The 23,857-nt window shown below is 53.6% G+C and carries 24 protein-coding genes; 7 read left to right on the top strand and 17 right to left on the bottom strand.

The window, feature by feature from the left end; translation table 11 throughout:
- Nucleotides 1-113 precede the first annotated feature (113 nt).
- On the top strand, nt 114-1,949 hold the full coding sequence (locus QM996_RS02610; protein ID WP_500269177.1) for a recombinase family protein: 1,836 nt from the start codon (nt 114-116) through the stop codon (nt 1,947-1,949).
- Here QM996_RS02610 and QM996_RS02605 read toward each other — a convergent pair.
- From QM996_RS02605 to QM996_RS02525, 17 genes are all read right to left on the bottom strand, one after another.
- Nucleotides 1,939-2,436, bottom strand: coding sequence for a hypothetical protein (locus QM996_RS02605; RefSeq protein ID WP_500269176.1), 498 nt, complete (start codon nt 2,434-2,436; stop codon nt 1,939-1,941). The two genes, QM996_RS02610 and QM996_RS02605, sit on opposite strands and share 11 nt — an antisense overlap.
- Nucleotides 2,436-4,535 (bottom strand): beta strand repeat-containing protein, encoded by a 2,100-nt coding sequence (locus QM996_RS02600; RefSeq protein ID WP_500269175.1) that lies wholly within the window; start codon nt 4,533-4,535, stop codon nt 2,436-2,438. Before QM996_RS02600 ends, QM996_RS02605 begins: the two co-directional genes overlap by 1 nt.
- Before the next feature lie 69 nt (nt 4,536-4,604).
- Entirely contained in the window at nt 4,605-6,728 is a 2,124-nt protein-coding gene (locus QM996_RS02595; protein ID WP_500269174.1) for a hypothetical protein, read from the bottom strand.
- The gene (locus QM996_RS02590; RefSeq protein ID WP_500269173.1) at nt 6,728-7,657 is read right to left on the bottom strand and encodes a hypothetical protein; all 930 of its coding nucleotides are present in this window, start codon (nt 7,655-7,657) and stop codon (nt 6,728-6,730) included. Before QM996_RS02590 ends, QM996_RS02595 begins: the two co-directional genes overlap by 1 nt.
- A gap of 48 nt (nt 7,658-7,705) precedes the next feature.
- Entirely contained in the window at nt 7,706-9,112 is a 1,407-nt protein-coding gene (locus tag QM996_RS02585) for a hypothetical protein (RefSeq protein ID WP_500269172.1), read from the bottom strand.
- Nucleotides 9,112-11,133 (bottom strand): tail fiber domain-containing protein, encoded by a 2,022-nt coding sequence (locus QM996_RS02580; RefSeq protein WP_500269171.1) that lies wholly within the window; start codon nt 11,131-11,133, stop codon nt 9,112-9,114. The genes QM996_RS02585 and QM996_RS02580 overlap by 1 nt, the downstream gene beginning before the upstream one ends.
- Before the next feature lies 1 nt (nt 11,134).
- Entirely contained in the window at nt 11,135-11,542 is a 408-nt protein-coding gene (locus tag QM996_RS02575; protein WP_500269170.1) for a hypothetical protein, read from the bottom strand.
- A complete protein-coding gene (locus QM996_RS02570) occupies nt 11,542-11,832 on the bottom strand; it encodes a hypothetical protein (protein WP_500269169.1) in 291 nt (96 codons plus the stop codon). Before QM996_RS02570 ends, QM996_RS02575 begins: the two co-directional genes overlap by 1 nt.
- Before the next feature lie 24 nt (nt 11,833-11,856).
- Nucleotides 11,857-13,380: a hypothetical protein gene (locus tag QM996_RS02565; RefSeq protein ID WP_500269168.1), complete on the bottom strand. Its 1,524-nt coding sequence runs from the start codon at nt 13,378-13,380 to the stop codon at nt 11,857-11,859.
- Nucleotides 13,377-13,964, bottom strand: a complete 588-nt coding sequence (locus QM996_RS02560; protein WP_500269167.1) for a phage adaptor protein — start codon at nt 13,962-13,964, stop codon at nt 13,377-13,379. Before QM996_RS02560 ends, QM996_RS02565 begins: the two co-directional genes overlap by 4 nt.
- A gap of 2 nt (nt 13,965-13,966) precedes the next feature.
- The gene (locus QM996_RS02555) at nt 13,967-14,308 is read right to left on the bottom strand and encodes a hypothetical protein (protein ID WP_500269166.1); all 342 of its coding nucleotides are present in this window, start codon (nt 14,306-14,308) and stop codon (nt 13,967-13,969) included.
- 77 nt (nt 14,309-14,385) lie between these two features.
- Nucleotides 14,386-15,315, bottom strand: a complete 930-nt coding sequence (locus QM996_RS02550; protein ID WP_500269165.1) for a DUF5309 domain-containing protein — start codon at nt 15,313-15,315, stop codon at nt 14,386-14,388.
- A 13-nt stretch (nt 15,316-15,328) separates the two neighbouring features.
- The gene (locus QM996_RS02545) at nt 15,329-16,384 is read right to left on the bottom strand and encodes a hypothetical protein (protein ID WP_500269164.1); all 1,056 of its coding nucleotides are present in this window, start codon (nt 16,382-16,384) and stop codon (nt 15,329-15,331) included.
- Between the two features lie 60 nt (nt 16,385-16,444).
- Nucleotides 16,445-16,699: a hypothetical protein gene (locus QM996_RS02540; RefSeq protein WP_500269163.1), complete on the bottom strand. Its 255-nt coding sequence runs from the start codon at nt 16,697-16,699 to the stop codon at nt 16,445-16,447.
- 9 nt (nt 16,700-16,708) lie between these two features.
- Nucleotides 16,709-18,955 carry a portal protein gene (locus QM996_RS02535; RefSeq protein ID WP_500269162.1) on the bottom strand — a complete coding sequence of 749 codons (2,247 nt, stop codon included), beginning with the start codon at nt 18,953-18,955 and terminating at the stop codon, nt 16,709-16,711.
- Between the two features lie 84 nt (nt 18,956-19,039).
- Complete coding sequence (locus QM996_RS02530; protein WP_500269161.1) at nt 19,040-20,467, bottom strand: terminase large subunit domain-containing protein; 1,428 nt, start codon at nt 20,465-20,467, stop codon at nt 19,040-19,042.
- A 124-nt stretch (nt 20,468-20,591) separates the two neighbouring features.
- Nucleotides 20,592-21,026 (bottom strand): hypothetical protein, encoded by a 435-nt coding sequence (locus QM996_RS02525; RefSeq protein ID WP_500269160.1) that lies wholly within the window; start codon nt 21,024-21,026, stop codon nt 20,592-20,594.
- A gap of 102 nt (nt 21,027-21,128) precedes the next feature.
- Here QM996_RS02525 and QM996_RS02520 point away from each other — a divergent pair, with 102 nt between their 5' ends.
- The 6 genes from QM996_RS02520 to QM996_RS02495 all read left to right on the top strand — a co-directional run bounded on the left by QM996_RS02520 (nt 21,129) and on the right by QM996_RS02495 (nt 23,815).
- The gene (locus tag QM996_RS02520) at nt 21,129-21,395 is read left to right on the top strand and encodes a hypothetical protein (protein ID WP_500269159.1); all 267 of its coding nucleotides are present in this window, start codon (nt 21,129-21,131) and stop codon (nt 21,393-21,395) included.
- Entirely contained in the window at nt 21,395-21,796 is a 402-nt protein-coding gene (locus QM996_RS02515; RefSeq protein WP_500269158.1) for a DUF5681 domain-containing protein, read from the top strand. The genes QM996_RS02520 and QM996_RS02515 overlap by 1 nt, the downstream gene beginning before the upstream one ends.
- Nucleotides 21,797-21,909: 113 nt before the next feature.
- On the top strand, nt 21,910-22,329 hold the full coding sequence (locus tag QM996_RS02510; protein ID WP_500269157.1) for a P-loop NTPase family protein: 420 nt from the start codon (nt 21,910-21,912) through the stop codon (nt 22,327-22,329).
- A gap of 14 nt (nt 22,330-22,343) precedes the next feature.
- Entirely contained in the window at nt 22,344-22,790 is a 447-nt protein-coding gene (locus tag QM996_RS02505; RefSeq protein ID WP_500269156.1) for a hypothetical protein, read from the top strand.
- A 24-nt stretch (nt 22,791-22,814) separates the two neighbouring features.
- Nucleotides 22,815-23,303: a hypothetical protein gene (locus QM996_RS02500; protein WP_500269155.1), complete on the top strand. Its 489-nt coding sequence runs from the start codon at nt 22,815-22,817 to the stop codon at nt 23,301-23,303.
- A 2-nt stretch (nt 23,304-23,305) separates the two neighbouring features.
- Nucleotides 23,306-23,815, top strand: a complete 510-nt coding sequence (locus QM996_RS02495; RefSeq protein ID WP_500269154.1) for a hypothetical protein — start codon at nt 23,306-23,308, stop codon at nt 23,813-23,815.
- Nucleotides 23,816-23,857: the final 42 nt, after the last annotated feature.

Below are 23,857 nucleotides of genomic sequence, written 5' to 3'. Positions count from 1 at the left end.
TCGTTCGAGCCTTGAAAATGAAGCATTAACCTTGCTACTTGTGCGCTTTGTACGCTTTAGCGCGGGGTTAACCCCTCAATCTCTAGGCTTATGACATTAACCATAAGAGCCTCATGGTTAATGCGCGTTTAATGGAAGATGCTGAAATGAAGTTTCCAGAAGGCACGATTGCCTACTCTTACATACGTATCAGTTCCAGCAAGCAGGCGTTGGGCGATGGCCCAGGTCGTCAGATCGCGTTGTCTGAAGCGTATGCTGCGCGCCACTCACTCATATTAGATGAGGCACTGGAGGATATCGGTCGATCCGGTTGGAGCGGTGCGAACATATATAAAGGTGCGCTCGGTCGATTCCTCGACATGATATCGGCTGGTCAGGTCGCACGCGGTTCGGTGCTGCTGGTCGAATCACTCGACCGTCTATCTCGTCAGCATCCAATCGATGCACAGGTTATATTGACGTCGATCCTGACGAGCGGGGTCAACGTCGTCACGCTCGACGATAATAATGTGTACTCGGCTGAAAGCCTGCGCGAGGACTGGACCGAACTGATTCGGATCATCTCGATTCAGGCTCGTGCTCACGGCGAGAGCCAACGTAAATCAAACCTGTCGAAATCAGCCATTCAAAAGCGCCGTGCCCTCGCCCTCGAAGGCAAAGCAAAGTTCACGACGAACATTCCTGCGTGGATCAGCCAATATAAAGACAAGGATGGCGTCACTCAGTACGAGTTGAACGACCACGCCGCCACGATCCGAAAAGTCTTCGATATGGCGAAAGACGGCTGCGGTCAGATGACCATCGCCAAGGAACTCAATCGCCTCAAGACGCCTACATATAGAATAAAGAGTACCGGCTGGCATCAAACAGCGATTGGTCGCATTCTCGATAACCACGCGGCCTACGGCACTTTTATACCGTTGCTGAAAGTTGGCGATGGCATGGAGCAGATTGCTGACCCTATCCCGAACTACTATCCGGCTGTCGTGACGGAAGAAGACTTCCACATCGCACAGCGCCATCGCGCTCGTCGGATCGTCAAAGGCCGCAAAGGCAACCGCTTTACGAACCTGTTCAACGGCATGTGCACCTGTATGCATTGCGGTGGAAACATGAGCATCAACTACGGCGGTGTTCCCGGTAAGCAGAAGCCGCATTTGCGCTGCTATAACAGTTGGCGAGGCAATGGCTGCCCTGTCGATGCGAAATACTTCGATTACGAGGGGCTTGAACGTGTCGTGCTGGATACAGTGCGAGAGTTCGGCATTTCCGACTTCGTAGGCCAGAAAAGCAAGAACTCGGAACTGAAGGCCGTAGAAGACACGATACGGACCTCCCAGACGGCGCTTGGGGAGATCGAGCGCAAAGAAGCGAACCTAGTTGAGCAGATGGTGATGGTATCCGCTGCAAGTGCAAGCGTTCTCCATAAGGCACTCGACAAGTTGCAGGTCGAAAAGGTCGACAACGAAAAGTCATTGAAAGAGGCAAAGCAGCAACGAGACGTGATGCTGGGTTCAATGTCGGATTTCAATGATATCGACCGGATCATTCAGGAGAACCGCAAGCAATGGCCGTCAATGGACGATGCAGAGGTTTTCCGTAGTCGTAGCCAAGTCAACGCCGCTCTGCGCTACCTGTTCTCGCATTTCCTGTTCGATGCCGAAAAGCATGTCGCATCACTCGTTTTCGAAAACGGCCTGTTCGCGTATCACTTCAAAGACGGAAAACTCGACAGCACGACAGACTTGATCGCGAGCGGCGTTGTCGGGCCAAAGCCGGGATCGATGACGCTCGATCACTTCACCACGCAAATTCCTGATCCGAAGGACGAGGCCGGTGAGCGCGAACTGGAAACCGCGCAGGACCGCATTAGAAAGTACGTGGTCGCCCGCAACAAGCGCATTGAGGGCAATAACCGCAAGATCGTGGCAAAGGCTATCAAACGATAGCCTGTGCTGCTTTCCAAATGGCGTCGATCTCTTCTGGCGTCTTGTTCGCGTATGTTGCGACCAACTGCACGAGTGGATCTAGGCGCTTGAACGACTGGGCGTCTTCCCAATCGATCTGGTAATCTTCCTGCACGTCCGCATCTTCGACCGTCGCGATCGCCGCTTCGATGACTGTTGTTGTCATTCCAGCGTCTTTGAACGCTTTGCGGAAGTCCACACGAGAAATCGCTGGCATGCTTCCACGAACCTGTTCGACGGTTGGAGCAACATATGGCGCAATCTCATATTGCCCTTCGTTGTCAACGAGCCACTTACGGATTGTAGGCGCAAGACCGAATTTGTCGTCCGGTGCACTTGCGTAATCGCAGCGATAACGCTCGCCTTCCATGTCGGTTAGATCAACGTCCAGAATGTACACGTCTGGCGTTTGCGTTGCAGTTACGGAATAGACTTTGTGCAAATCTGCTTTTGAATTTTGAATAGTCATTATGCTGTCCTTTGAAGCAAGCAAACGTGGTTGCTATCGATAAGAATTCGTCCACGTGCACGCCACGTGCCACCAAGCGTTGCTCCGACGCCCGACACATATGTCGAGTGAACGTACGCATACGTGTCGGCGGTATATAGCGTTGGCGTGATTGCAACGTTTCGAGACGGAACCAAACCGGTCGTGTAGCACATGATCAAATGACCAAGCGGGAAACTCGTTGTTGCATCGCTGGTCGTTGTCGAGACTTCCGCAGCCGTGAAGCCGAGCGCGTGGGTGTGACTGGTTGCCGATACGCTGTTAGTGGTGCTGTTCGTGATATCGCCGGGAGTACCCAACGTAACCGTGCGATCTGCTGTGAAGTTACCCCCACCTGTAAGACCGTTACCCGCAATCACCTGACGTGCGGCATTCGTAGCCGTATATCCGAGGAATCCATTGATATCCGCAGCAGTGAGGCTGATTTCGTGCGTGTGGCTAGTCGTACTTACGCTGTTAGTCGTCGCGTTCGTAATCGTACCTGGGGTGCCGAGTGTGATCGTGCGGGATGCAGCAATCGAACCACCGCCAGACAAGCCGTTACCGGCTGTGATCGTGTTCGCGCCGTTCGGTGGCGTGTAGCCATACAGGCCATTGATGTCAGCGGCGACGAGGTTTCCGCTATGCCACACTGTGGCAGTGGTAGCGCCGTAATTGAACCCGAGACCATCTGCGCCACCTGTGTTTCTCAGCGTGAGACGCGTAGCACCGCCAGTTGCAATGTCGTTTTGTAAAGCGAAACCGGCAGACGATGCTGTACCGTCGCTGTGCTGAAAGTAACCCTGTCTTGTCGTTGTCTTGTAGAACGACAAGTGAGGGTCGCTGGTCGTATCGGGTGACGCGATACGAATTGCTTCGCCGGTAGTCGTGACCGTGTGCAAGCCTGTCTGACCGAGTGTCGTAATGCCATCATAGGCGCCGCTGATACGAGCATTCGGCAATGTGCCGGTCGAATTGGCGAGGTCGCGGTAATATGTTCCGTGCTGGCCGTCGAGAAGGTCTGAGTCGTCACCTTTGCCTGAGCCGGTGTTAGCCGCCGTGTAAACTGAATTGTTGTTCCAGCGCAGTACGCTGGAGTAAATGTCGATATTGCCCGTACCATTCGAGGCAGAACCACCAGTCGCAAGGATTCGGCTGTCGTAATCGATGGCGTTGCCTGATGAGTGGAAGTCGATAACGCTCGATGTAGCGGCATCCGTACGACCCATCTCAATCTGCGAGTTGGTCGAGGGATTTGCGATAGTGACCGTGTTTGTAAACGTCTTGCTACCCATCGACGTTGGCAAGCGCGCGTCCGCAATTGTGCCTGCAATCAGGTTCGATGCGTTCTGGTAGAACGATCCGTGCTGACCATCGAGTAAGTCGGAATCGTCGCCCTTGCCTGCACCAGTGTTACCAGAGTGCCAAATCGTCTGTAGACCGCCATTCGCTTGAACCTTGAACACTGCAAGGTCTGTGCTGTTGTAGCCGCTAAAGATCAGGTCGCCCGAGCCGGATGCACCAGCACCGGGAGCACCTGCTTGAATGTACAGGTCGCCGCCAGACAGAACCATTCGTCCCTGTGTCGTCGTGTCTGTCTCTGCGAGGATGAGGCTCGGGCTCGTATCCGAAAGCGAAATGCTGCCGTTAAACGACGGGTTCGTTGTGATGTTCTGTAAGCGGAATGACGTGCCGTCGTAATAGACGATGACAACCGTACCGGCTGTGATCTGGCCGAGGGCCAATGTCGATCCGTTGTTGCCGATGATCGGCTTTGCACCCAACGCATTGATATTGAGTGTTGCTGCACCCGTGTTTGAGTGGTTCGCAAAGAACGCGTATTGGATGCCCTTATCGTATTTCGCTGGGGCACCTGCGTAGGTCAGCGTATAGGCGTTCGCAGAACCGCCGCTTGTATAAATGGCGTTGCTTTGCACGTAGAAACGCTTCAACGCGCCTCGTGTGCTTCTAAGGATCGGTGCGACTGTGCTTGGTGCGTAACCGCCCTGTACGCCGTCCGGTGCTGCGCCTGTATTAGACGCGTCCAGTTCGGTCCATTTTGAATCAATGATATCTACCATTGGTGATCACCACTTTCTTATTGTTTTTATTGGGTGGTCACGCGCTTTATGCGTCGTGTTATTCCATATTTACCGTTGGGTGCTGTTTTCCTCGTCATATCCAGCATCGCGCAGATAGCGATCAATCGCCGCTGCTGTCTGCGCTGGAACTGTTCGCTGGATTTGTCGGAGACCGATGATGTGCGAACGCAAACCATCTTTCTGAATCTGCGCTTGCGGAACCTTCACAAGCCAACGAACGAACTCTTTGTTCGTCAGCAGGCGATCCATGTAAGCGTCTGCAACGGCCTTCTTAACTGGACGAGCAACCGCACCTGCAATTGCTCCCATGAATCCGCCACCGGCAACGTCTGTCGCTGCACCTGCTACTGCACCACCTGTCGATAGTGCTGTGTCGATGAGCGCATTGCCGAGATTGCTTGTGGACTTCTTGCCGTTCAATCCTGCGCGATTAGCAGCGAGACGAGACAGTTGCTCTAGGTCGAGACGATAACCTTCAAGATCTGTGCCCTTGAACATAACATCTTTGACTTCATCTGGCATATTCGCGAAGTCGCTTACGTACTTACGCGGATTGAAGACCTCAACCCCGTCACCGTCGATCTTACGGCCCATGTTGTCGAGCATTGTGCCGACTGTCTGACGCCATTCCGGCTTACCACCAGCATTTTCGAGTTCACGACGCACACGAGCAAGACCGTGAGCATTGCCCTCTTTGATGCGCTTCGTGACTTCGCCGTAGACCTTGATCGGATCGGCTTCCTTCGCCAACGGCTTAATTGCACTGCGCGAGCCTGTTGGGGAACGGAAATCCTTGTACGCGCCTTCTGCGCTTTTCCATGTCTGCGTTGCGTCCGTGCCTGCCGAACCTGCTGCTTCCTCCATGTCCTTCGTGACAGCATCACGGATTTGACCGAACAGGCGCTTCTCGAAGGGGTCGCCGGTCTTGTCGAAGGCAATCTTATCGATGGCTGTACGCGTCTCTTTCAGGTCATCGAAGGAAATGCCTTTCTTCGCGTCCTCTGCTAGTGCCTTGGCCTGCTTGATAGCACGATCGATCGTCGGGCCTTTGTTCAACTTCGCGGACTGGCCGTACAGTTTCTTCTCCGCGTTGAACTTCACAAGAAGGTCTTGGACGTTCGTACCTGGGGAACGCACCGCGCCTACTAGATCCGTTGTCTTGTCGTAGAGTTCGCCGTAATTCGCGCGCATCTGGTCTTCCGCTGCTCGCGCCGCGCGCTGCAAGGATTCGCCAGCACCTTCGCGTGTAGTGACACCCAATGGGCCAGCAACGTCCGTCACCAACTGATTATAACGAGCGTCCAAGGCGTCATCGACGGCACCATAAGTGCGGCCTACGCGGCTCGTCGGGTTTGCAGCAAGAGCGGCTTCTCGATCCAGCGCCTTCTTTGTTTGCGTGACCATGCCAACGGTCGGTTCAAGTCCAGCAGCATCGAAATCACGAAAGCGACTTGCAGCCTGGGCCACGTCATCCACACCACCGACAAAACGAGATCGAGCAGCATTGGCGATTGCTTTACCGCCGTGGACAACTCCGCGGCCGATCCCCTCACCCGCTGCGCTCAATGCAAAGTCTGTGGCCTTATCGCGTGCATATTCGCCGGTCGTGCGCGTGTCCTCGTTGCCGAACAGCCAGTTCAGGCCGCGCTCTGTCAGGTCTTTGCCTGTTGCGCCACCTGCACCCGCACCAGCGATACCGCCTGTGACTGCGCCTGCGCCCGTACCCAATACCGGCACAGCAGAACCAACAAAACCACCGCCGACCGCGCCACCAGCAGCACCTACACCAGCGCCGACCATTTCACCGGCTTCCGGCAACAGGCTCATCCAGTCGCCCCAATCGAGACCTTCTGGGTTGTAGAGTCCTGTGTTGCCCGTTTCAGGGCTCGTATAGATGAAGTTATCTTCGCCGTATGGCTGCGCATCGGGATACGTCTTGCGAATTGCTGCTAGACGATCTTCCGGCTTATTGAGCGCGCCGACTTCTGCACGGAGCAACGACGGAACACGTAGGCTGCGATCTAGGTTCTCCTCAAGGGGTGCATCGTCATTGACGGGAATAGCATCTGCCATCCAATCATCGGACTGATCCTCAACAACGGGAATTGCATCGGCCATCCAGTCAGGTACTGCCCCTTCTGTCTTTTTCTTCTTCTGTGTACCGGGACCCATTACGCTCTCCATCCACCGAGGCCGCCGAGACCTCCGATTTGTTTCTGCTTCTTCAAAAGTTCCAAAAGTTCCTGAGGCGGCATCTGCGCGAGTGAACTAATTCCACCGGGGACGTTCTGCTGCGCGTTCGCGTTCGAACTCATCATCGCGAGTTCTACGGGCTGCGCCGAGCCGCGACGTGCTGCACCTGCTTGTGCTGCTGCCTGTATCTGCTTGTTTGCGGAGTTATCGGCCTCTGCAAAGGCTCCACTAAGTGCACCAAGCATATTGATGCCCTTCTTCGTGTTCACGCCCATGAACTCATCAGGGAGAACCTTAGGCAATACCGATGCTTTCGCCTGCTCTGGCGTTTCCGTTCCAAGGACACGATCAAACAGTTTCTCACCGAAGCCGCGCTTATCTGGTTCGGCCTTTGCTTCTGCTTGTGCGAGTAGAGTTGGCGTGCTTTCCGGCGATGCTGTTGCGATGACTTCTGCAACCGGATCGATTTTTTCGCTGCTTGCGCCATTATATGCGGACTTCAACCAAGCGGGGGCCGTGTCGCCTTTTCCGCCTGCGCCCCAAACACCGGGATTGCCGCCGCCGATGTGCATGGAGCCTGCCTGCATGTAGCCATCACCAGCACCGAAGCCGGTAATACCGGCCTGCTTTCCACGACTGACGATCTCCTGAAAGAGCGGCAAATCTTCCTTGTTTGCCCAATCAAGTTTGCGACCGTCCTTGTAGAAGAAAGCATCGGCTGCGCCGCCGTGGTCGTGGCGAACACTACCAACACGAGCGCCGCCCTCGTCCTTCCCGGGTTGACCACCGGAAAAGACTTCCATTGTAATTCCCATGTCCTGCAAGTATGCGAGACGCTTGATTAGATCGTCATCTAGAGGGCGATTACGTGTCGCCTTTTGGTTGCTATAGGTGATATAACCTGCCACTGCATTCCTCGTCCCTTTTCGGGCTTCTTATTGTGGTGAAAGCCGTAGTTACGGCTTTCTGTATTTCTGACCATTGCGATAGAAGACTGCGCCACTCGGCAATGCATTGTATTCCTCGCTGCTATTTACCGTAGGCAGTGCTTCCGGCTGCATCTTATCGGGTGTTGCTCCCAGCAGCGAAGGGCCTTCCGACTTTTCGACGGAACCTGTTGTTTCAGATGCTTGGTAATCTGGAACTGCTACCTTGAACAAAGCACGTTCACGCTCGAAGCCCTTGCCATCTGGATAGATCGTTTCGACTTTCGAATTGAAGCCGTTGACGATCTCAGTGTTCGCGCGTTCCATGATGTCGAGCAGTCGCGTGATGGACTTTTCATCCAACAGGATCGAACCACCTGCTGCCTTCTCCGCAAATTCACGGTCGCTATTCGAAATGTTCGCAGTACCAACCGTCATTTTTAGCATTGCTGAAACCTGCGGAGCAATCGCGCTGCGGAATGTTTCCGTGTTCGTGATCGCTTGGCTATCGGTTACGCCAAGCAACGCTCCGACCTTCTGCAAGCCCAAACGCATGTCAGCACCAGCACCAAGGATCGCGCCGCCGTCGATGGCCTTACGTGCTTCACGCATAGAGGTGAGACCGTTCGCGGCCTGCTTCGCGATCTTCGCTTCCTCGGCCATTGTGTCGAAGAACTGCTTATCGGAACCACCTCCATTGTTGATGGTCGTTGCGCTGGCCTTCTTGTCCTCAAGTTGCTGCTTTCGGAATTCAGGATCGATAAGACCGAACTCGTAATTCTTACGATCAGTCGTGTACTCGCCCGCATCTTCGGCGCGCTTTAATTCAGTAGCAGTATCAGCAACACCGCCAGCAAGTTCGTAACTGCCATCTGTACCCTGAATTGCACCTTTCTTGCGCTGCTCGTCATCCAAACGCTGGATGCGCTCCATAAGGGAGTTTGCAGCGGAGAACTCGCCGTTGTCCAAGTAGACCTTATACAACTGCTTCAACTGCGAAATTGACATCGGCGCTTCACCATTCGGATCGAAGCCGATCTGTGCGATAGCATCCTTATTCGCTTGCGCTTGCTGCAATTTGATCTGCGCATTGCGTACGGATGCTCCGTTCGTAGCAATGTCGGACGCATCCTTGCGAGCCTGCGCGTATCCCTGTGCACCAGCACCGACGCCCTGCCCCAAAACGCTGAGGAAGTTCGTCGGCGTCGCCGAAGGACCGCCAGCGGCCATCATCCCGGCGCCTGCATTCAGGAGTGCCATAGTGACAGCATCCTTCTTGTCGGGATCTTCCGGCAGGAAGTGCGCCAGCGGATTAAAACCCGACTTTTGCGCCGGCTCCTGCTGTGGCTGTTCCTCGGCCTGTGCTGTTCCGATAACGCCTGCGGGCGGCGTTTGACCGCCCTGCAAACGCTTGAGCAATTCCAATAGGTCCAACATTATGCGGCCTCCATGAATGTGTCAGTGATGATGTGTTTGATGCCGTTAATCTCGATGACCGCATCCGGCATGACCGCTTCGACTTCTTGCGCGAGCGGACCAATAAACACCTCGTCGGGGTTGTCCTTGTACGCAAAGCGGTACATCGGAATGCCGTTCGGGAATTTGCCAACGCATTCGAAAACGATCTTGGTGCGCTCGTCGCACATAGACAGCAGACCGAGCAGACCTGTAAGCGCGCCACCAATCTGGCCCGCCGTGTTCGAATACACAGGGGTTGTCGTGTTCGAGTAGTTGCCGCCGTTTGCCAGATTGATCATGTTGGCGATGTTCGCGAGCGGCTGGTTTTGCTCGAAATCGTGACGCTGAATCTTCGCGTTCAACTCGTCCTGAGAACGCTGATCCTTCTGCGCGCCGACCTGGCTCAAATACTGCGATGGCAGGTAGCCTAGACCGTACATGTCACCGGCCATGCCTGCGCCCTGCAACTGAGTGTTTGCCTGTGCGTTCTGGTTCGCGAACTGCGAGTTAGCAGCATTCAAACGCTGATCGTTGTTCTTGAACTGGTTTCCGATGCCCTGCTGATAGATATCGTTCTGCAAGCCCAATCCCTGCATTTGCAGGTTGCGGTCGAACTGGTACTGGCTGTTAGCGGAGTTAGCCGCATCGAGGCGTTGACCGTTCTGCGCAAGTGACTGGTTGCTCCACTGATTGTTCGCGCCGAGCATCAAGTTCGTCTGATCGTTGCGCAAACCCTGCTGCTGTGCGGACTGGTTGCCCAACTGATTAGCAGCGTTCAATCGCATGTTTGTCAGGTCGTTATTCATTCCCTGCTGTGCAAGCGACTGATTGCCCAATTGCGCAGCGCCGTTCAGACGCATGTTAATGGCGTCGTTACGCAGGTTCTCCTGAGCGTTGTTCAGGTCTCCATAGAGTTGCGTGCCCTGCATACGGTTCTGCTGCTGCGAATTGCTCGTGTTTGCGAGGTTCGCATTGACCTGCATCTGGTTCTGCTGATCGGTGTTGTAGAAGTTGCCGTACTGTCCAGCAGCCGACATCTGACGATCTTTGTCAGTGTTGTACTGGTTGCCGTACATGTCGGTAGCAACCTGCGACATTGCGGTTGCAGCCGTCGTATCCGCGTTGTTACGGGCGCTTGCGTACGAAGCCGATCCCATACGGCCAAGCGAAGCCGCCTGCGAATCAATGCCGGGATTAGTGACATTGCGCAGTTGGTCAGCAATCTTGTTCTGCTGATTGGCAACCATCTGATCGAGATACGGATTCTTGCCGATCTCGTTGCCGGAAGCAGTCGAGCGCAGGTAGTCCATCGCGGGATTGTTGCCGGAAGCAAGCGCGTTAGCCTGCTGCGTCTGCAAGCCGGATGCCGCATTCGTAAAGTTGCCGTAGTTCGCAGCCTGTGCCGTTGCCGGGTTTGTGTAATTGGTGTTGATGCTGTTCAGCGCGCCCTGCGTGGCTGCAACGCCGGGGTTCGTGTACGACGAGGCAATTCCCTTCGCTGCGTCCTGTGTCGCTGCAACACCCGGATTGCTGTAGTTGTTGGTGAGCGAGCCAGCGAGGCCAGCCGTGGCCTTCATTGCAGGATCAGTGTAGTTCATGCTCTGATTGAGCGTGTTCTGTCCCGGTGCTTTGCCGCTCTGCGATCCGTTCGCGATGCTGTTAGCCGTCGATTGCGCGGGGTTGTTTCCGAGCGCGATACCATTCTGCAACTGAGAAAGTGTCTGGTTCGGCTGTGCAGAGAAGTTCTTGCCCTGCGTGATCGCGTCAACGGTACCCTGTGCATTCTTAATGCCACCAAAGCCACCACGAGCAATTGCTTCCTGCTGCTTTAGCGCATCTGTCGTCGCCGATGACTGCCCTGCGATAGTATCGCCCTTGTAATATTCGGGCTTGCCTTCTGAATACAGTTTATCCGCTTGAGCCAGATACTTTGTGATGTATGGCTTCGCACCATCCCACGGTTCTGTTTTTGTTGTTGTTTCCTTTGGTGTGCTGGCCATTTCAAATTCCTTTGTAGAAAATGGTTCCTTCTGTTTGGAAGCCAAACGGCTTCAACACTTTTGCCCATTGCTCTCGACCAATCCCGAGAAGACCGACACGCGCATGATCGCGTGCATAATCTTCAACGACTGGCCGACCCTCCACGAGGATTTCCCTCATTGCTTTGCCTCTCGATCCTCCCACGAGAAACAGCACGCAAACGGGCTTCTCTTGCCACTCTGTAAGTGACGTGACGCACGCTGCGTTCTCTGAGGTCCAAAGCAAGTAATCTCGCTCAATTAGCCCGTTGAGCAGATCGCGTTCGCTTATGTTGTTTGTGGAGTATTTCAGGGCTTCCAATAGCCACTCACGGCAACGAGGATATTCGATATCGAACTGTTCAGCCGTATCGATCCTTTGAATTGCCATCACACTCCAAAAATCACGTAATCAAATGTTCTTGTTGTCGTTGCGCTTAGGTGCGTGATCGTAAATTGACCATTTGCCTTTGCGCTGACGTATGCCTGTGCCGCAAATGCTGCTGGTGACGTTTCTTGCAATATGACGACGCTGGAAGGAAGAACCTTAGGATTGCTAACAACTGTCGATGTCGTTGAGTTCGTCAACGACACCGAACCTGTATTGTCAAACTGACGAACGAGGTCATTGATGACCTGCGCCATCTGCCTAGTGTCACTGTGGTTGTAGATGCTTTGCATGGCTTCCTTTCCCTTATTGGATATTTACCGGAAGCCAGCAGAATTAGCGTCGATTTGAAGCGAGTAAGCCTTGTTCCAATCACCATTCAATTGCAGTCGGAAGCGATGAAAACGATCCTGCAAACGGAAGTAGGCAAAGCCGGTATCTGCGTGTGTCGTCTTGACCGGAGACCAAATAACGTTGCCGTTGCTCTGGCTTCTCGATCCCACTGACACCGCTGCTGTTGCGTTCTGCCCTTCAAAGAATGGACGCACGCCCATGACGTTAGTGCGATCGCCCATCGCGTTCGGATCGACTGCGCGCACCGCGTTAATCAAGTGCTGCTCTTGCGTCTCGATGAGTGCCGGAAGTGTTGTGCCGGTAAATGCGTAAACGGCTCCTGCGAGGCTCATCGCCCAAAGCATCGAGTTTCCACCTGCCCAAATCGGATCATCGAAACTCGCCGGTACGTTGTCGATGCTGCCGAACTCGTCGAGTTGATCGATGGTCCACGGCAGGCTTCGTGATGGGAAGATGAAAGCCGCTGTGGCTTCTGCTTCCGACCATTCCCCGGTTGTGTAGTTGTAGATGATGGTGCGGTCTGGCGTGCCGTCTTCTGCGTCTACGCTCACGTAATTCCAATAGATGAGCGTTTCGCGAGGATCAGCGACCGTCGTCATGTACTGGTACTGCGACGTGTCCGCGTTGCTCAGGAAATGCTTGTTGACCTTGCCAACGCCAATCGGTGTCAGATTACCCGACTGCAACATGTAGAAGCCATCTTCGGACAGGAAGAAGGTCTTGCCTTCGACGGTCACGACGCTCTCAGGGACGTTGCAGCCTTTGCCTTCAACACGAGTATCGACGCGGAAGACGTAAGGAGCGCCGATGTAGGTCATCTGCACGATAGCGCGCTGCATGAGCACCCAAACGCTATCATCGCAGACAATGCCCTGAATCGAGCCGTAACCGTGAATGTCTTGGAAGTCGGCCTGTGTCTGTGCGGAGTATGCCCAATCGCCGGGAAGTTCCTGACCACTCCAACGAATGCGGTTCGGCTTTGCCCCGTCGAGTGCATCCCATGTGTTGCCAAGGATCACGAAACCCTTGTGTGTGCCGATGTACTTGCCCTTCACCAACGATGTCAGGTTGGCGAACTGCAAATCGATGTTCATGTCCACATATTGGGGCTCGTCGGAGTAGTTCGTGAAAATCTCATACGAGCCGAACTCGACTGCGTTCCAGCGGTTAGAACCGGCTGTGACGTATCCACCGGCACGCGAGATATCAGTCCACTGGCGAGTTGCAGGCAGCAACTTGTAGAGTTTCGTCGCGCAGCCACCGTACACCTTAGCGTTTCCGAACTGGTCTTGACCGACTGCGGTTCCGATTGGACGACTTGCCATCGAGGTATTCGAGTAAAGCGCGGCGCGACGCAACGGGCCATATGTGACACTGCCCTGCAACGCGCCGATACCTGGAGTAACGTTGCGAGCGACAGTGACACCCGGATTGTTGAGGTCGGGAAGATCAGGGCGCCAAGGGCCGAATACACTATCGATGATCAAAACAGCGGCCCTCCGAAATCGATTTCGAACTGGTTGCCGCTGTTAACTGCGCGGTTGTGGTCTGCTGCCAGCGTTGCAAGCGCCTCTTCCAGGCTCTGCTTCTCCATCGCCTCCGCGTCTTTGTCCTTCATCCAGCGATAAGCGCGGACGAGCGAGGCATGGAACAGAACTGCCGGGAATGTCGTGAGAAGCCAGTTTGTCGGCGCAGCGTCAGACAAAGCAGCAACACGACCGTAATAGGTGATTTCTACCTCACGCGGCTCGTCCTGCTCCGGTAGGAACACATAGGAATTACCGCGCTGGTAATAGCCGATGTCATCCAAACGACGAGTTGTGTCGTAGATGCTTGTCAGGCGTGGAATGAGACCATCAACGACAATGCGACGAGCATCTTTGAAGTCTGCGGGCAGCGTCACGGCATTGCTTGTCGTCGTCAGTTCAACCGTCTGTTCCAGCATGTAATGCTTGATACGAGGTGCAACGTCGTTCTCAGCCAAAGCGATGAACGATGTAATCGGCGCATCACTGCGCATGATGTAATCGGCAATGGCTGTTTGCAGTTCGGAGTAATTTGAAAGTGCCATCGTTACACCTTCAAACTGTTTGTACGGAACTTGCTGAAATCCGAGTCGTTCAGACGACGCGCAAGGGCCTTGTCGTCATCCATAATGCCTTCGCTTGCCCACTCGTGGTAAACACCGAGCGGGATACTGGCGACACGTTCCATGTCACCGAGTTTCTGATTTTTGCTGAATTCTGCGGCAGCGCGAACATTTGCTTCTAGCACTGCTGAAAGGTTCTTCCACTCCGTTGTGACGTACATAAGATCGCCATCACGAGTGACGTAAACTGTCTTGTCGGCATCATCGACTAGTACGAATGTGCCATGCGTGACCAAGTCACCTGCGGTGAGTTCTGAATGAAACACTGTCGCCTCTTATTGTTTTTGTTATTCGGGCGCTTTTGCAAAATGGGGAGCATTTCGCTCCCCATCTCGTTAGTCTATTAGGACGCGGTTACGTCGCGGATTGCACCGTTACCGGCTTCGTTGAGGCATTCCAGCGTGAACTCTTCGATGAGTTCCATCTTCTCGCTGTCGCCGCCCTTGCCGATTTCGTACTTTGTTACGCCACGCAGAACAGCCTTGTTCCAAAGCGACTTATCGAGTAAGTACACGTTGGTTGTCGGCATATAGCGGTGTGGGACGATCTTGTGCGTACCGAAGTTGGAAACGTAGATATCTGCGTTTGCGTAGATTGTTTCCTTGTCAGTTGCGAGGAACTTGGTCGCGCCGCCGGTAAAGGTCGAAATGAGAGCCTTTAGATCGCCCGGAGCGAATACGAGAGTCGGATCGCCGCCCTCGCTCCAAACCTTCTGTGCCATGGCCTTGAACATGTCTTCTGTCAGGACACGGTTTGTGCCGTCAGTTGGAGCAGCAACGATACCGTTGTTGAAACCACCGACTGCACCAGTTGCGCCGAAATCAACGTTGGTTTCGAGCCATGCGCCGATACCGCCAAGTTTACGAACACCGGAAGCAACCGAAGCGTTGTCAGAGGTGATTGCAGCCTCTTCGTCGCGCTTCATTTCCAGACCAGCCTTAGCAATCTGGCGAGCCTTTTCGCTCTTCACGCCAGCCTTGTTAACGGCTTCAAGCGTACCGGCGACCGATACCTGCTTCGAGAAGATTTGTGTCCAGTTACCAACGCGGTCAGGACCGACGTTGTTTGCTTCTGGAGCGTCCGCACCTTCTGCACGAGCGTTGTCCTTGTTAGCAGCGGCCAGTTCGTCCTTGAGGGTTTCGTGATATGTGTTCTTCGCTGTGGTCTTGCCGATAGACGAGAGAACAGGTGTTTCCTTTGGCGAGATATCGCTGATGAAATCGCCGAGGTCTTCGCGAACGTTCTTGACGTCCGTAGTCTTCAATGTGGCCATTATTGGCTTCTCCTTATAGTAGTCTGCTGATTAGACTTGCAGCATCATCGAGACTGCCAGTCCGCTTTAGTCGTTGCCTATCCTGCTTGTACGCGGCATCCGCTGTTGTTGTTCGTGCGGTTGTTGTGCCGGGCATTGTCAGTGCAGGCTTAGCCTCAATCTTGCGGATCGCTGCCGGAACCTTCTTTGCTGCTTCCATTCCCATCATCGCGTAATACGCCATCGTAATGGTGCGTGCGTCGGTTACGTTCTTGATCTCTTGTTCGCCGTAGCCCTGTTCACTGAGGAACTTGGCAACTGCGATAAGATTGACATTGGCTTTTTGCGCATCGCCAAAAACATCAGGCAAATTGCGAGCAAGCGTTTCACGACTTTCAATGATTTCGTGTTCTCGCTTGTTGTTCGCGTACACCTCGTTCTGACGAGCAATTTCAATCTGAGAATCGTAAATCGCCTTTACGGCGGCTTCACGAGAGGCTTGCTTCTGCTGCCATGCTGCTTTGTCTTTGTCCCACTGGAAACGCTTCTTCTGCGCCTCAAATGGATTAACGTCCCATTCGGCTTCCCAGTCGGGCTCTGCGCCGAAATCGTCCATCTGGAAGACCTGTGCAACGTGAGCGGCAAGGTTGTTCAATACCTGCTCAGATTGAGCACGAACCTGATGAAACTCGACTTCCTGAACCATCCACTTTTTGCGGTGTTCTGCGAGTTCTTGCATCTTCTTCGTGTAGTTGGACTGACGCAAATAACCGCGTTCTGCTTCCTGTCGTGAAACTCCTTGGCCTTCGACTTCGAATAGAATTTCGTTAGGGTCGCGAACGGTAGGTTCTTCTACTTCGTCCGTTTCGCTTTCAGTTGCATCTCTATCAACATCATCGGAATCCGTTTCGGGTTGTTCCATGTCGATTTCGATTTCATCTTCCGGCGTGTTTGAAGTCTCAACGACTTCGCTATCAGCATCTACTGTTTCGGTTGTTCCGAAATCGGAGTCCAAAAGATTTTCGATGTGTGTGGCCGCTTCATCGACCGAGTAACCAGTTCCCTCAATGGGAGTATTGGCCGTTTCCATACATTACCTCAGTAATTGTTAGTGATACTGTATTTACTGAGGAACTAGAAAATTCTTGAGTTATGCGTCTGGTTGCTGTTTCGACAGCGCAATCTCTGATTCTGCCGTCTCCACGTACTTCTCCAAACGCGCAACGAACAAATCACACGCGTACATGACCTTGTGTAGGTCTTCGCGTTGATCCACGTCGCTAACATTGGTTTTGCGAAACTGGTCGAAGAGTTCCTTTCGAACCTCTTCGATTGTCGCTTTGAATTCTGCCATTTCGAGCACGCGCTTTGCGTTCTGCCCTAGTGCAATAATCTCCTGATTCATCGGTACTCCTTACTGCTGTTGAGGCATCATAGGAGCCTGCGGAGGCATCGCTGGCTGCTGTTGTGCTGTCTGCGCTTGCGCTGCTTGTTCCTGTGCTGCCTGCTGTGCCTGTGCCTCTGCTTGAGCGCGCTCCTTGTCGGCTTGCGCAAATGCCGCTTCCTGATCTCTCGCGGCCTGCTGCTGTGCGGCGACTTCTGCCTCGATGCGGGCAACATCGACCTGGGCCTGATACTTGAGTTCCAGTTCCCTCGCCTTGAGGCGGAAATCCTGCTCGTCACGCTCGCGCGCTCGACGGTCCTCAATTTCCGCCAGAGCAATCTTCAACTGGCGGTCTTTCTCGTTCTCCGCTGCCGCCGCTGCTGCTTTGACCTCTTCCGCTTCCACCAATGGATTAGGAGGCGGAGGTTGATCCGCTGGTGGCGGTGGCAACGTCGATGGGTCAACAAAGAACGCGCTGGCATTCTTGAAACCGGCGTTCTCTGCGATCTTTGTCGCGGTCGTGTAGATGGTCTGCGGGTTCGCCAATCCCATCTCTTGGAACTGCGTCTGTAGGCCGAGAACCGATTGCAGGTTCGCTGCATTGCCGATCTTATCGGTAACACCGAAGGCAACGTTCGCGGTCACGTCCATATCTGCGTCCCACTCGTCGATGCGGATCGGAGCGTAATTGCCGGTCAGACGACGGATGAAGATTTCCGCCTCTTCGGGGTTGTTCACGAACAGGTCAACGATGATGCGGAACAGGTAGCGGTAACCTGTGTCTGCGAACTCGCGGCAGATTTGCTCGACAAGCATTTGCTGACTGGAAGCACGCTGCGCATTCGCTGTCGCTGTCGTGTTCTGCAAGTCCGAAGCGTTGACCGAGGCGAGAGCGCCACCAACACCAGTTGTGTAATCGAGTTCCGTACGCAGGCTGTCGATGGCCGGTTGCAAGGCCATTGTCGTCAACGGCTGCTGGACGAAGTTGAGACCGCCGGTCGGGTCTTCACTGCGAATGACCTTGCCTGCGTGCAGGTTCAACAGGTCGTCAGGACGCGCCGTGTCCGGATTAACGACAACAATCGGATTGACGTGCTTATTCAGGTTGTTGTGCTGCTCGCGAATGTACTGAGTGACAATGCGCTGTGTCGGGCCGACGCGATCCACCATGCCCTGACCAAACAACGTGTTCGGGATCGGGAACGGAGCAAAGGCTGCATACGGGTAGAACTTGCTGACTTCCTCGCGGTGCAGCAGCACAGGCTTGCTCTCAAGATCGCCGGCAAGCACGAGGCGATAGTGACGGCGCTTGCTGTCCTCGATGGCGAGACGCGTGTAAATCTCGTACACGATTACGTCGTCTTCAACCTCGCCAACACCATCATCGAAATCGGTCTCTTTGGAACGCTGCAAAGCCATTCCTTCGGTTTCTTCGTCTGCCGATGGGATTGCAGCGACCTTCTTTGCGTCAAAGCCCATTTCGATCAATTCGGAGCGGGCAATAACGCGCTTGTGTCCCTGCAAACGAGCGCGAATGCCGCCTGTCTGCTGATCAAACTGCGCATCCTTCGAGACGATGAAATCTTCCGGTGGAAGGTTCAGGATATTCAGTTGGATGTTATCGCGAACACGACGAATCTTGATATCGCGCACCTTCGGCTGCATCTGCTGCGCCATTGCGGCCAGTTCGTCGGGAAGACCCGGAATTGGAGGTACTTGCGGAGCGTCGTAAGGCTCGCCACGTTCCTCAATGACGATCTTTCCGGCTTCTTCCTGTGCGACCAGATCAACCAACTGCTGATCGGCTACGCCTTTCAGGAGTTCCGGCTTCAGTTCCTCACGTTCCTTGCGGAACTCGACCATTGTAACGCCGAGACCGGTGAGGAAGCCGTTTTTGACCCACGGCGACAACATCGCAACGTGCGAGTTCTTCGAGCGCACCACGAAGTTGCAAACGTCCGTCATCTGATCGGCAACCGGCTGATCATTAGACTCGTTCGGGCAGAAACTAACGACTTGCTGCTGATTGTCGAACACGCGGATCAATTGCGCTGTTGCCCAATCCGTGCGCTCCTGCACGTCCGCACTAACGAACTTCGACTTGCCGTCGCCCTTCTTATCAGTCGGGAATAGTTCCCTCATGTAGAGTTTAAGGGCTTCTTCCTGCTTGTTTGCGATGTGAGTTACCGAGACGCCAACGGCTTCGCGCACTGCTTTGGCAATGGTACTGACTAGCGCGTCCTCATCAACTTTCTTTGTTTTGGTGATTTTCGCCATTGGGCCTTTCGCGGCGGTTTTATCCGCCGTTCTCATTCTTATTGTTCTTGTTGTATTTACTGCGAGAACGCGTTCCGAACGCGGTTACTCGTACTGGCTAAGGTCGGGACTACCCTTGCTATTGGGGTTCCAATCGTACCTGCTTGCGTATCTCGTCGGGCTAATCGCAAACGTCAGACACAACGCGTCCGCGTGGTCCGGTGATGCACCTTTGAGGCGCTTTCTAATCTCTGCTTTCTTCTCGACCTTGATCTTACCGCTTTCGCTCTCATACGAGGGCATGAGCAGTTCGCGAATGAGGTCTTCGTGGTTCGGGATGCAGACGTTCTCTGACAAGAACCAATCCCTGCACTCCCACCACAATTGATCGCGCAAGCGACTGTAGAAGTCGGGACGACGTGTCGGGCTGGCCGATACGATCACCTTCTTTGCAGGCAAGCCCATGTAGGCGAGGTTCGTATAGACGCCGTTGCCGATACCGATAGCGTCAACGCAGACCGCCATCGGACGCGCTGCCTTTGGTGTCGCCTGATAGAGATCGCGCACCTTTACGGCCAACTGCATCGTGTCCAGGCCGCGCCAAGTATGAATGCCGATGATCTTGTTATCGTGTCGGATCACCAACACCGATCGGTCGCCGCCCTCTGCGGGATCGAGGCCCCAGATGTACGGTAGCGCAGTGGACGGCTTTGCTTCTGCGTTCTCGATGGCTTGCTCTACGAGGTTCCGCGGAATGAGCCCGTCAACGTCGCTTAGTGGGAACTCGCCAAGCACGAGGATGCGATATTCACGAGAGAACTTCCCGCCGTACTCGATTTCAGCCGCTCGTAGATCTTCCTCGGTGACGTGCGGCGCGTCGGTCATGCGTCCGTGAACCTTCGTCCACATCTCCGCAATCTTGCCGTTCCATGTCTCCCAGAAATAACCGCTCGTGGTCGATGGGTTGCTGATCAGGCAGAGTTTGCCGTTGGGGTCTCGAAGAACGTTTACGAGGGCTTCTGTGTAAATCTCATCGGGAACACCAGTTGCTTCGTCCACGAATACGAAGTTGTTGATCTGGTGAATACCGCGTGCTGCCGATACGTTGTCTTTGTTGGCTAGACGGAACTCCGCAAAGCAATCTGCACCGTTTCTAACGCGGCTAATGCGGGTTGCTGTTACGTCCCATAGGTCTTTCCATAGCGGACGCATCTTTCCATGAAGGATTTGCAGTTCCTTCCAGATTCCCGACTTAATCTGACCTTCGTTGGGTCCGAAGATCGTCACTTGCACCTGATTGTGAGTGAATAGCGCCCACCAGACGAGCACTGCGAGTGCTCTAGTCTTTCCGAAGCCGACACCACCCTTGAACGTGATGCGCTTATTGTTTTGGAAGGCGGTGCAGAACTCTAACTGCTTAGGTCGGAGCGCGTTTTCGACCCCGAACATGGTGATTGCGAAGAATTTTATGTCTGCGTGAAATTGATTGAGGAGGCTTTCAAATTGAGCCTGTTCCTCCTTATTGAGATTCATGAAGTATCTACCGGCTGTTTACGACCGGATATTTACTTTTGAACCTCCATTCTGACGCTCAAACGCAAAATGGCCCGCAAAATGCGAGCCATTTCTTAGAAACGATGAGAACAGTTAGAAACTGTTACTTGCGACGACCGCCGGAAGCAGCCTCAGCCTTGCCCTTGGCGAGTTTCTCCTTGAGATCGTCAGAAGCGGCAGTGATCTTGCCTTGGAAAGCCTTATCGCTCTCAGCAAGTTCGATACCCAAGTCGAGAATCTCGTTCACACCCTCAAGCGAATCCGCGAGGAAGTGCGTGGTGCCGTTCGGAGTGGAAACACGGAACTTGCCGAAGTGGACGCGATAACCGCCACGAACCTTCTTGAACCAATCGCTGCGCGGATTGAACTCGCCGGGTACTTTACCGTCCTTGAGAGCCTTGATCGCTGCATCAATGGTCTTCTTCTGGTCCTGCGCAGCCTTGATGAAGTTCTCAACCGGATCGCCAGCGCCGCCCTTAGACGGTGCATCCGTCTTCAGTGCTTCGAGTTTCGCGTAGATGTCCTTCGTGCTTGCCATTGGTCCAGTCCCTTCGTTGGCGTCTGTATGAAGCGGGTTCTAGGCGGTTACGCTTAAATAGATGGTAAACAAGAGGATGGGCCAAGAGAGTAGGTTAATCAAATGCAAATTCTATATGAAATCGCAGAAGGCCATAAGCGCGGCGAGAACGGCCTTAACGAGTACATCAAGAGCAATCCCGGTATCGCTCGGGAAATAGCAATACAACAGTGGGTGCAAATGCGTTTCGGCTCATGGATCACCGACAATATCAGCAAGGACTACTATTTCGTTTCGACTAGCGACAAACAGTTCGTCATCGACTTCACATATGGCGACGACGGCAACCTGTTCATCAAGAAACTCGGTGGTCACGAACTGGAGGCATAATGGCGAAAAAAGAAAAAGACGAACTCAAAGTCGATGCCGATACGCACGAGCGTTTGAAGAAGCAGGGCTTTCAGAAAGGCAAAAGCGGCAATCCGAAAGGCCGTCCAGCAATCCCGCAAGAGGTAAAAGACGCACTAGCGGAGTATTCGCTAGAAGCAGTAGCGATTAAGCGAGACCTAATGCGCAATAGCCCGAATGAAATGGTACGCTTGAAAGCCGCCGACAGTTTCATTGACCCCTTCGTTAGCAAGGCCGCGCAGAAGGTCGATGTTGATGTGCAGGTTACTACACATATGGCGGACATTCTGGCGGACGCGGCACGAGCGCGCGTTGCCCTGCGGGGGCCGGTCATCGAAGCGAAGGCGATTGAAGTCCAGCCGGAACAACTAGAACGCAAGTAAACGCCTCTTTAGTGTTTTCCCTTTTAGGTCTCGGTCATCTGGCCGGGGCCTTTTTCTTTTGGCCTGGCACTCCCCAGCGCATGACGCGCGATCCCCCTGCATTGAGGTAAACGATGTTCGATAAACCGCGTGATTATTCCGCTGTGGTCGCGGATTTCCGTGAGATTTTGCGTGGTGACGCGCAGTCTTTCAAAATCCGGTATTGGGACGGAACTATCGACGTTATTACGACGGGTAAAGACTCCCCTAATCCGGTTAGCGCGCTCGGCGTGCGAATGATCCTCGACCAGTTGCCTAAGCGGCATCCCCATTTCTTCATCTATGACGCTCCGCCAGTCCCTAAGGACCGGCTGGACGCGGGTGTGATGAACGACCTGTACTTTGATCTTCAATACGAGGATTGGGGTCGGATCGAGTACCGAGACCAAGACGACGAAAATCACCGCTTGTTCTGGATTGCCATGAATGACGAAACCGCTGCCGAGTTCACGGCAACGTATCACGGCAAGAACAAAAAGCCTGAGAAACGCTAAGAGGACCGACGAACATGGATTTTACTGCACTTGCAAACCCCTTAATCGGCCTTATTGCAATCGGTAGCACGTTATGTGCTGCGACGTTCGGAAGTGAAATTCTCGATCACCAGAAGCGGATGCAAGACGTTACGGCTGTATACGGCAGGGTTATCGAATCCGAACTCATAAACGATTATATGGATAAGAAGTTGAACGCTCTTATCGTAGACGTTGAGAAAGCACCTGACGTTAGAACGGCTGGTGGCCTCCTTCGCGCTCATAAAAAGGCGTACCGTGACGAACTAGTCGAAAAATACAGCGTTGCATCGGTTAAGAGCAGTCTCGATAAAGCGGTTACTGGCGCTTACCAGCCCCATTATCTCGTCCGCATTGGTGAAGGTGTAGGCTTGCTAATGGTCGCTGTTGGCTTTGGATTGTGGCTCAGGGAACGATATACGGCCCCTCCTGTTAGCCCTTGATACCGACTAGAAAGACGGCACGGAATGTTTAAAGTACCAGTAGCAGAAGCCGATTTCACTAAGTGGCTCGATGAATTCGAAGCGGATGCGATTAAAAGCAAACGGCTGATATCTCGGCTTGAACATTGGGATAATGGAAACAATTATCGGCGCGACGATAATACGAACCTTAGCGGCAAAGCCAAAGATATAGGACCAATCGAGTTCTATGCGTTCATTGCGATCCGCAAATTTGTGGAACGCTATGACCACCGGCTGTTTTATCGAATAACCGACAAACGCACGGAAGATAGCCTTAAAAGTCTTCTCATGTACTATCCGGAGACAAAAGCCACATATTCAGCAATTCAATATCGACTAGAATTGCCGAGAGATTCACAGCAAATGTGTGTGTTTGGTTTCGAAACCAAACAGCAGATGTCGGCGTTCACGCTGCATGTGCATGGGAAGACGCTTGAAGAAGCAATCAAACACGTACTCGCCTACCACGCCGAGAACCATGCAGGGAAATGACCATGGCACTAGCCAATTATAAGCAGTACGTGGATAACATCGCAGCGTTCGCGCTCAAGGCGATTGATAATCCGAGCGGCTTTTACAACATTGAGATGAGTGTGAAGTTCCGTATCAATGATGTGATAACCTCATGTAAGTTGGAATGGAATCCCGACAAGGCCATCTATGGCTTCGAGGAAACTCGTAATGCGGGAACATTGATGATCTTCGCGGAGGACTTCAAGCCTGCATTCGAGCAGTTCGTGAAGGATCACGACTGGTTCATTGCCTTGAATATCAAGGATTTGCTGGACGCCCCCAAAACGAACGGCCTATCGGCGGATTTCCTGTACGTGGACGTTTGGTATCGGATCCATAAAGGCTCTCCCAAGGTCAGCCAGACAATGCATTTCATCCCGAAGCGCACGAAAGCAGATGCTTTTGCGTGGGCACTGACGGTGAATGCCGAGCAAACTGACTTTCTTGCAGTTGAAGGTAAAAAGGTCGATGGCTACTTGAGAGAGTGGTAAGGAACATACCTGGGCTGAGGGGCGAGATGTCGAAATCGTGGG

The sequence above is a fragment of the Sinorhizobium chiapasense genome, from assembly GCF_045277575.1.
Lineage (GTDB): Bacteria > Pseudomonadota > Alphaproteobacteria > Rhizobiales > Rhizobiaceae > Ensifer > Ensifer chiapasense_A.
This window is presented reverse-complemented; position numbering and strand designations above follow the sequence as displayed.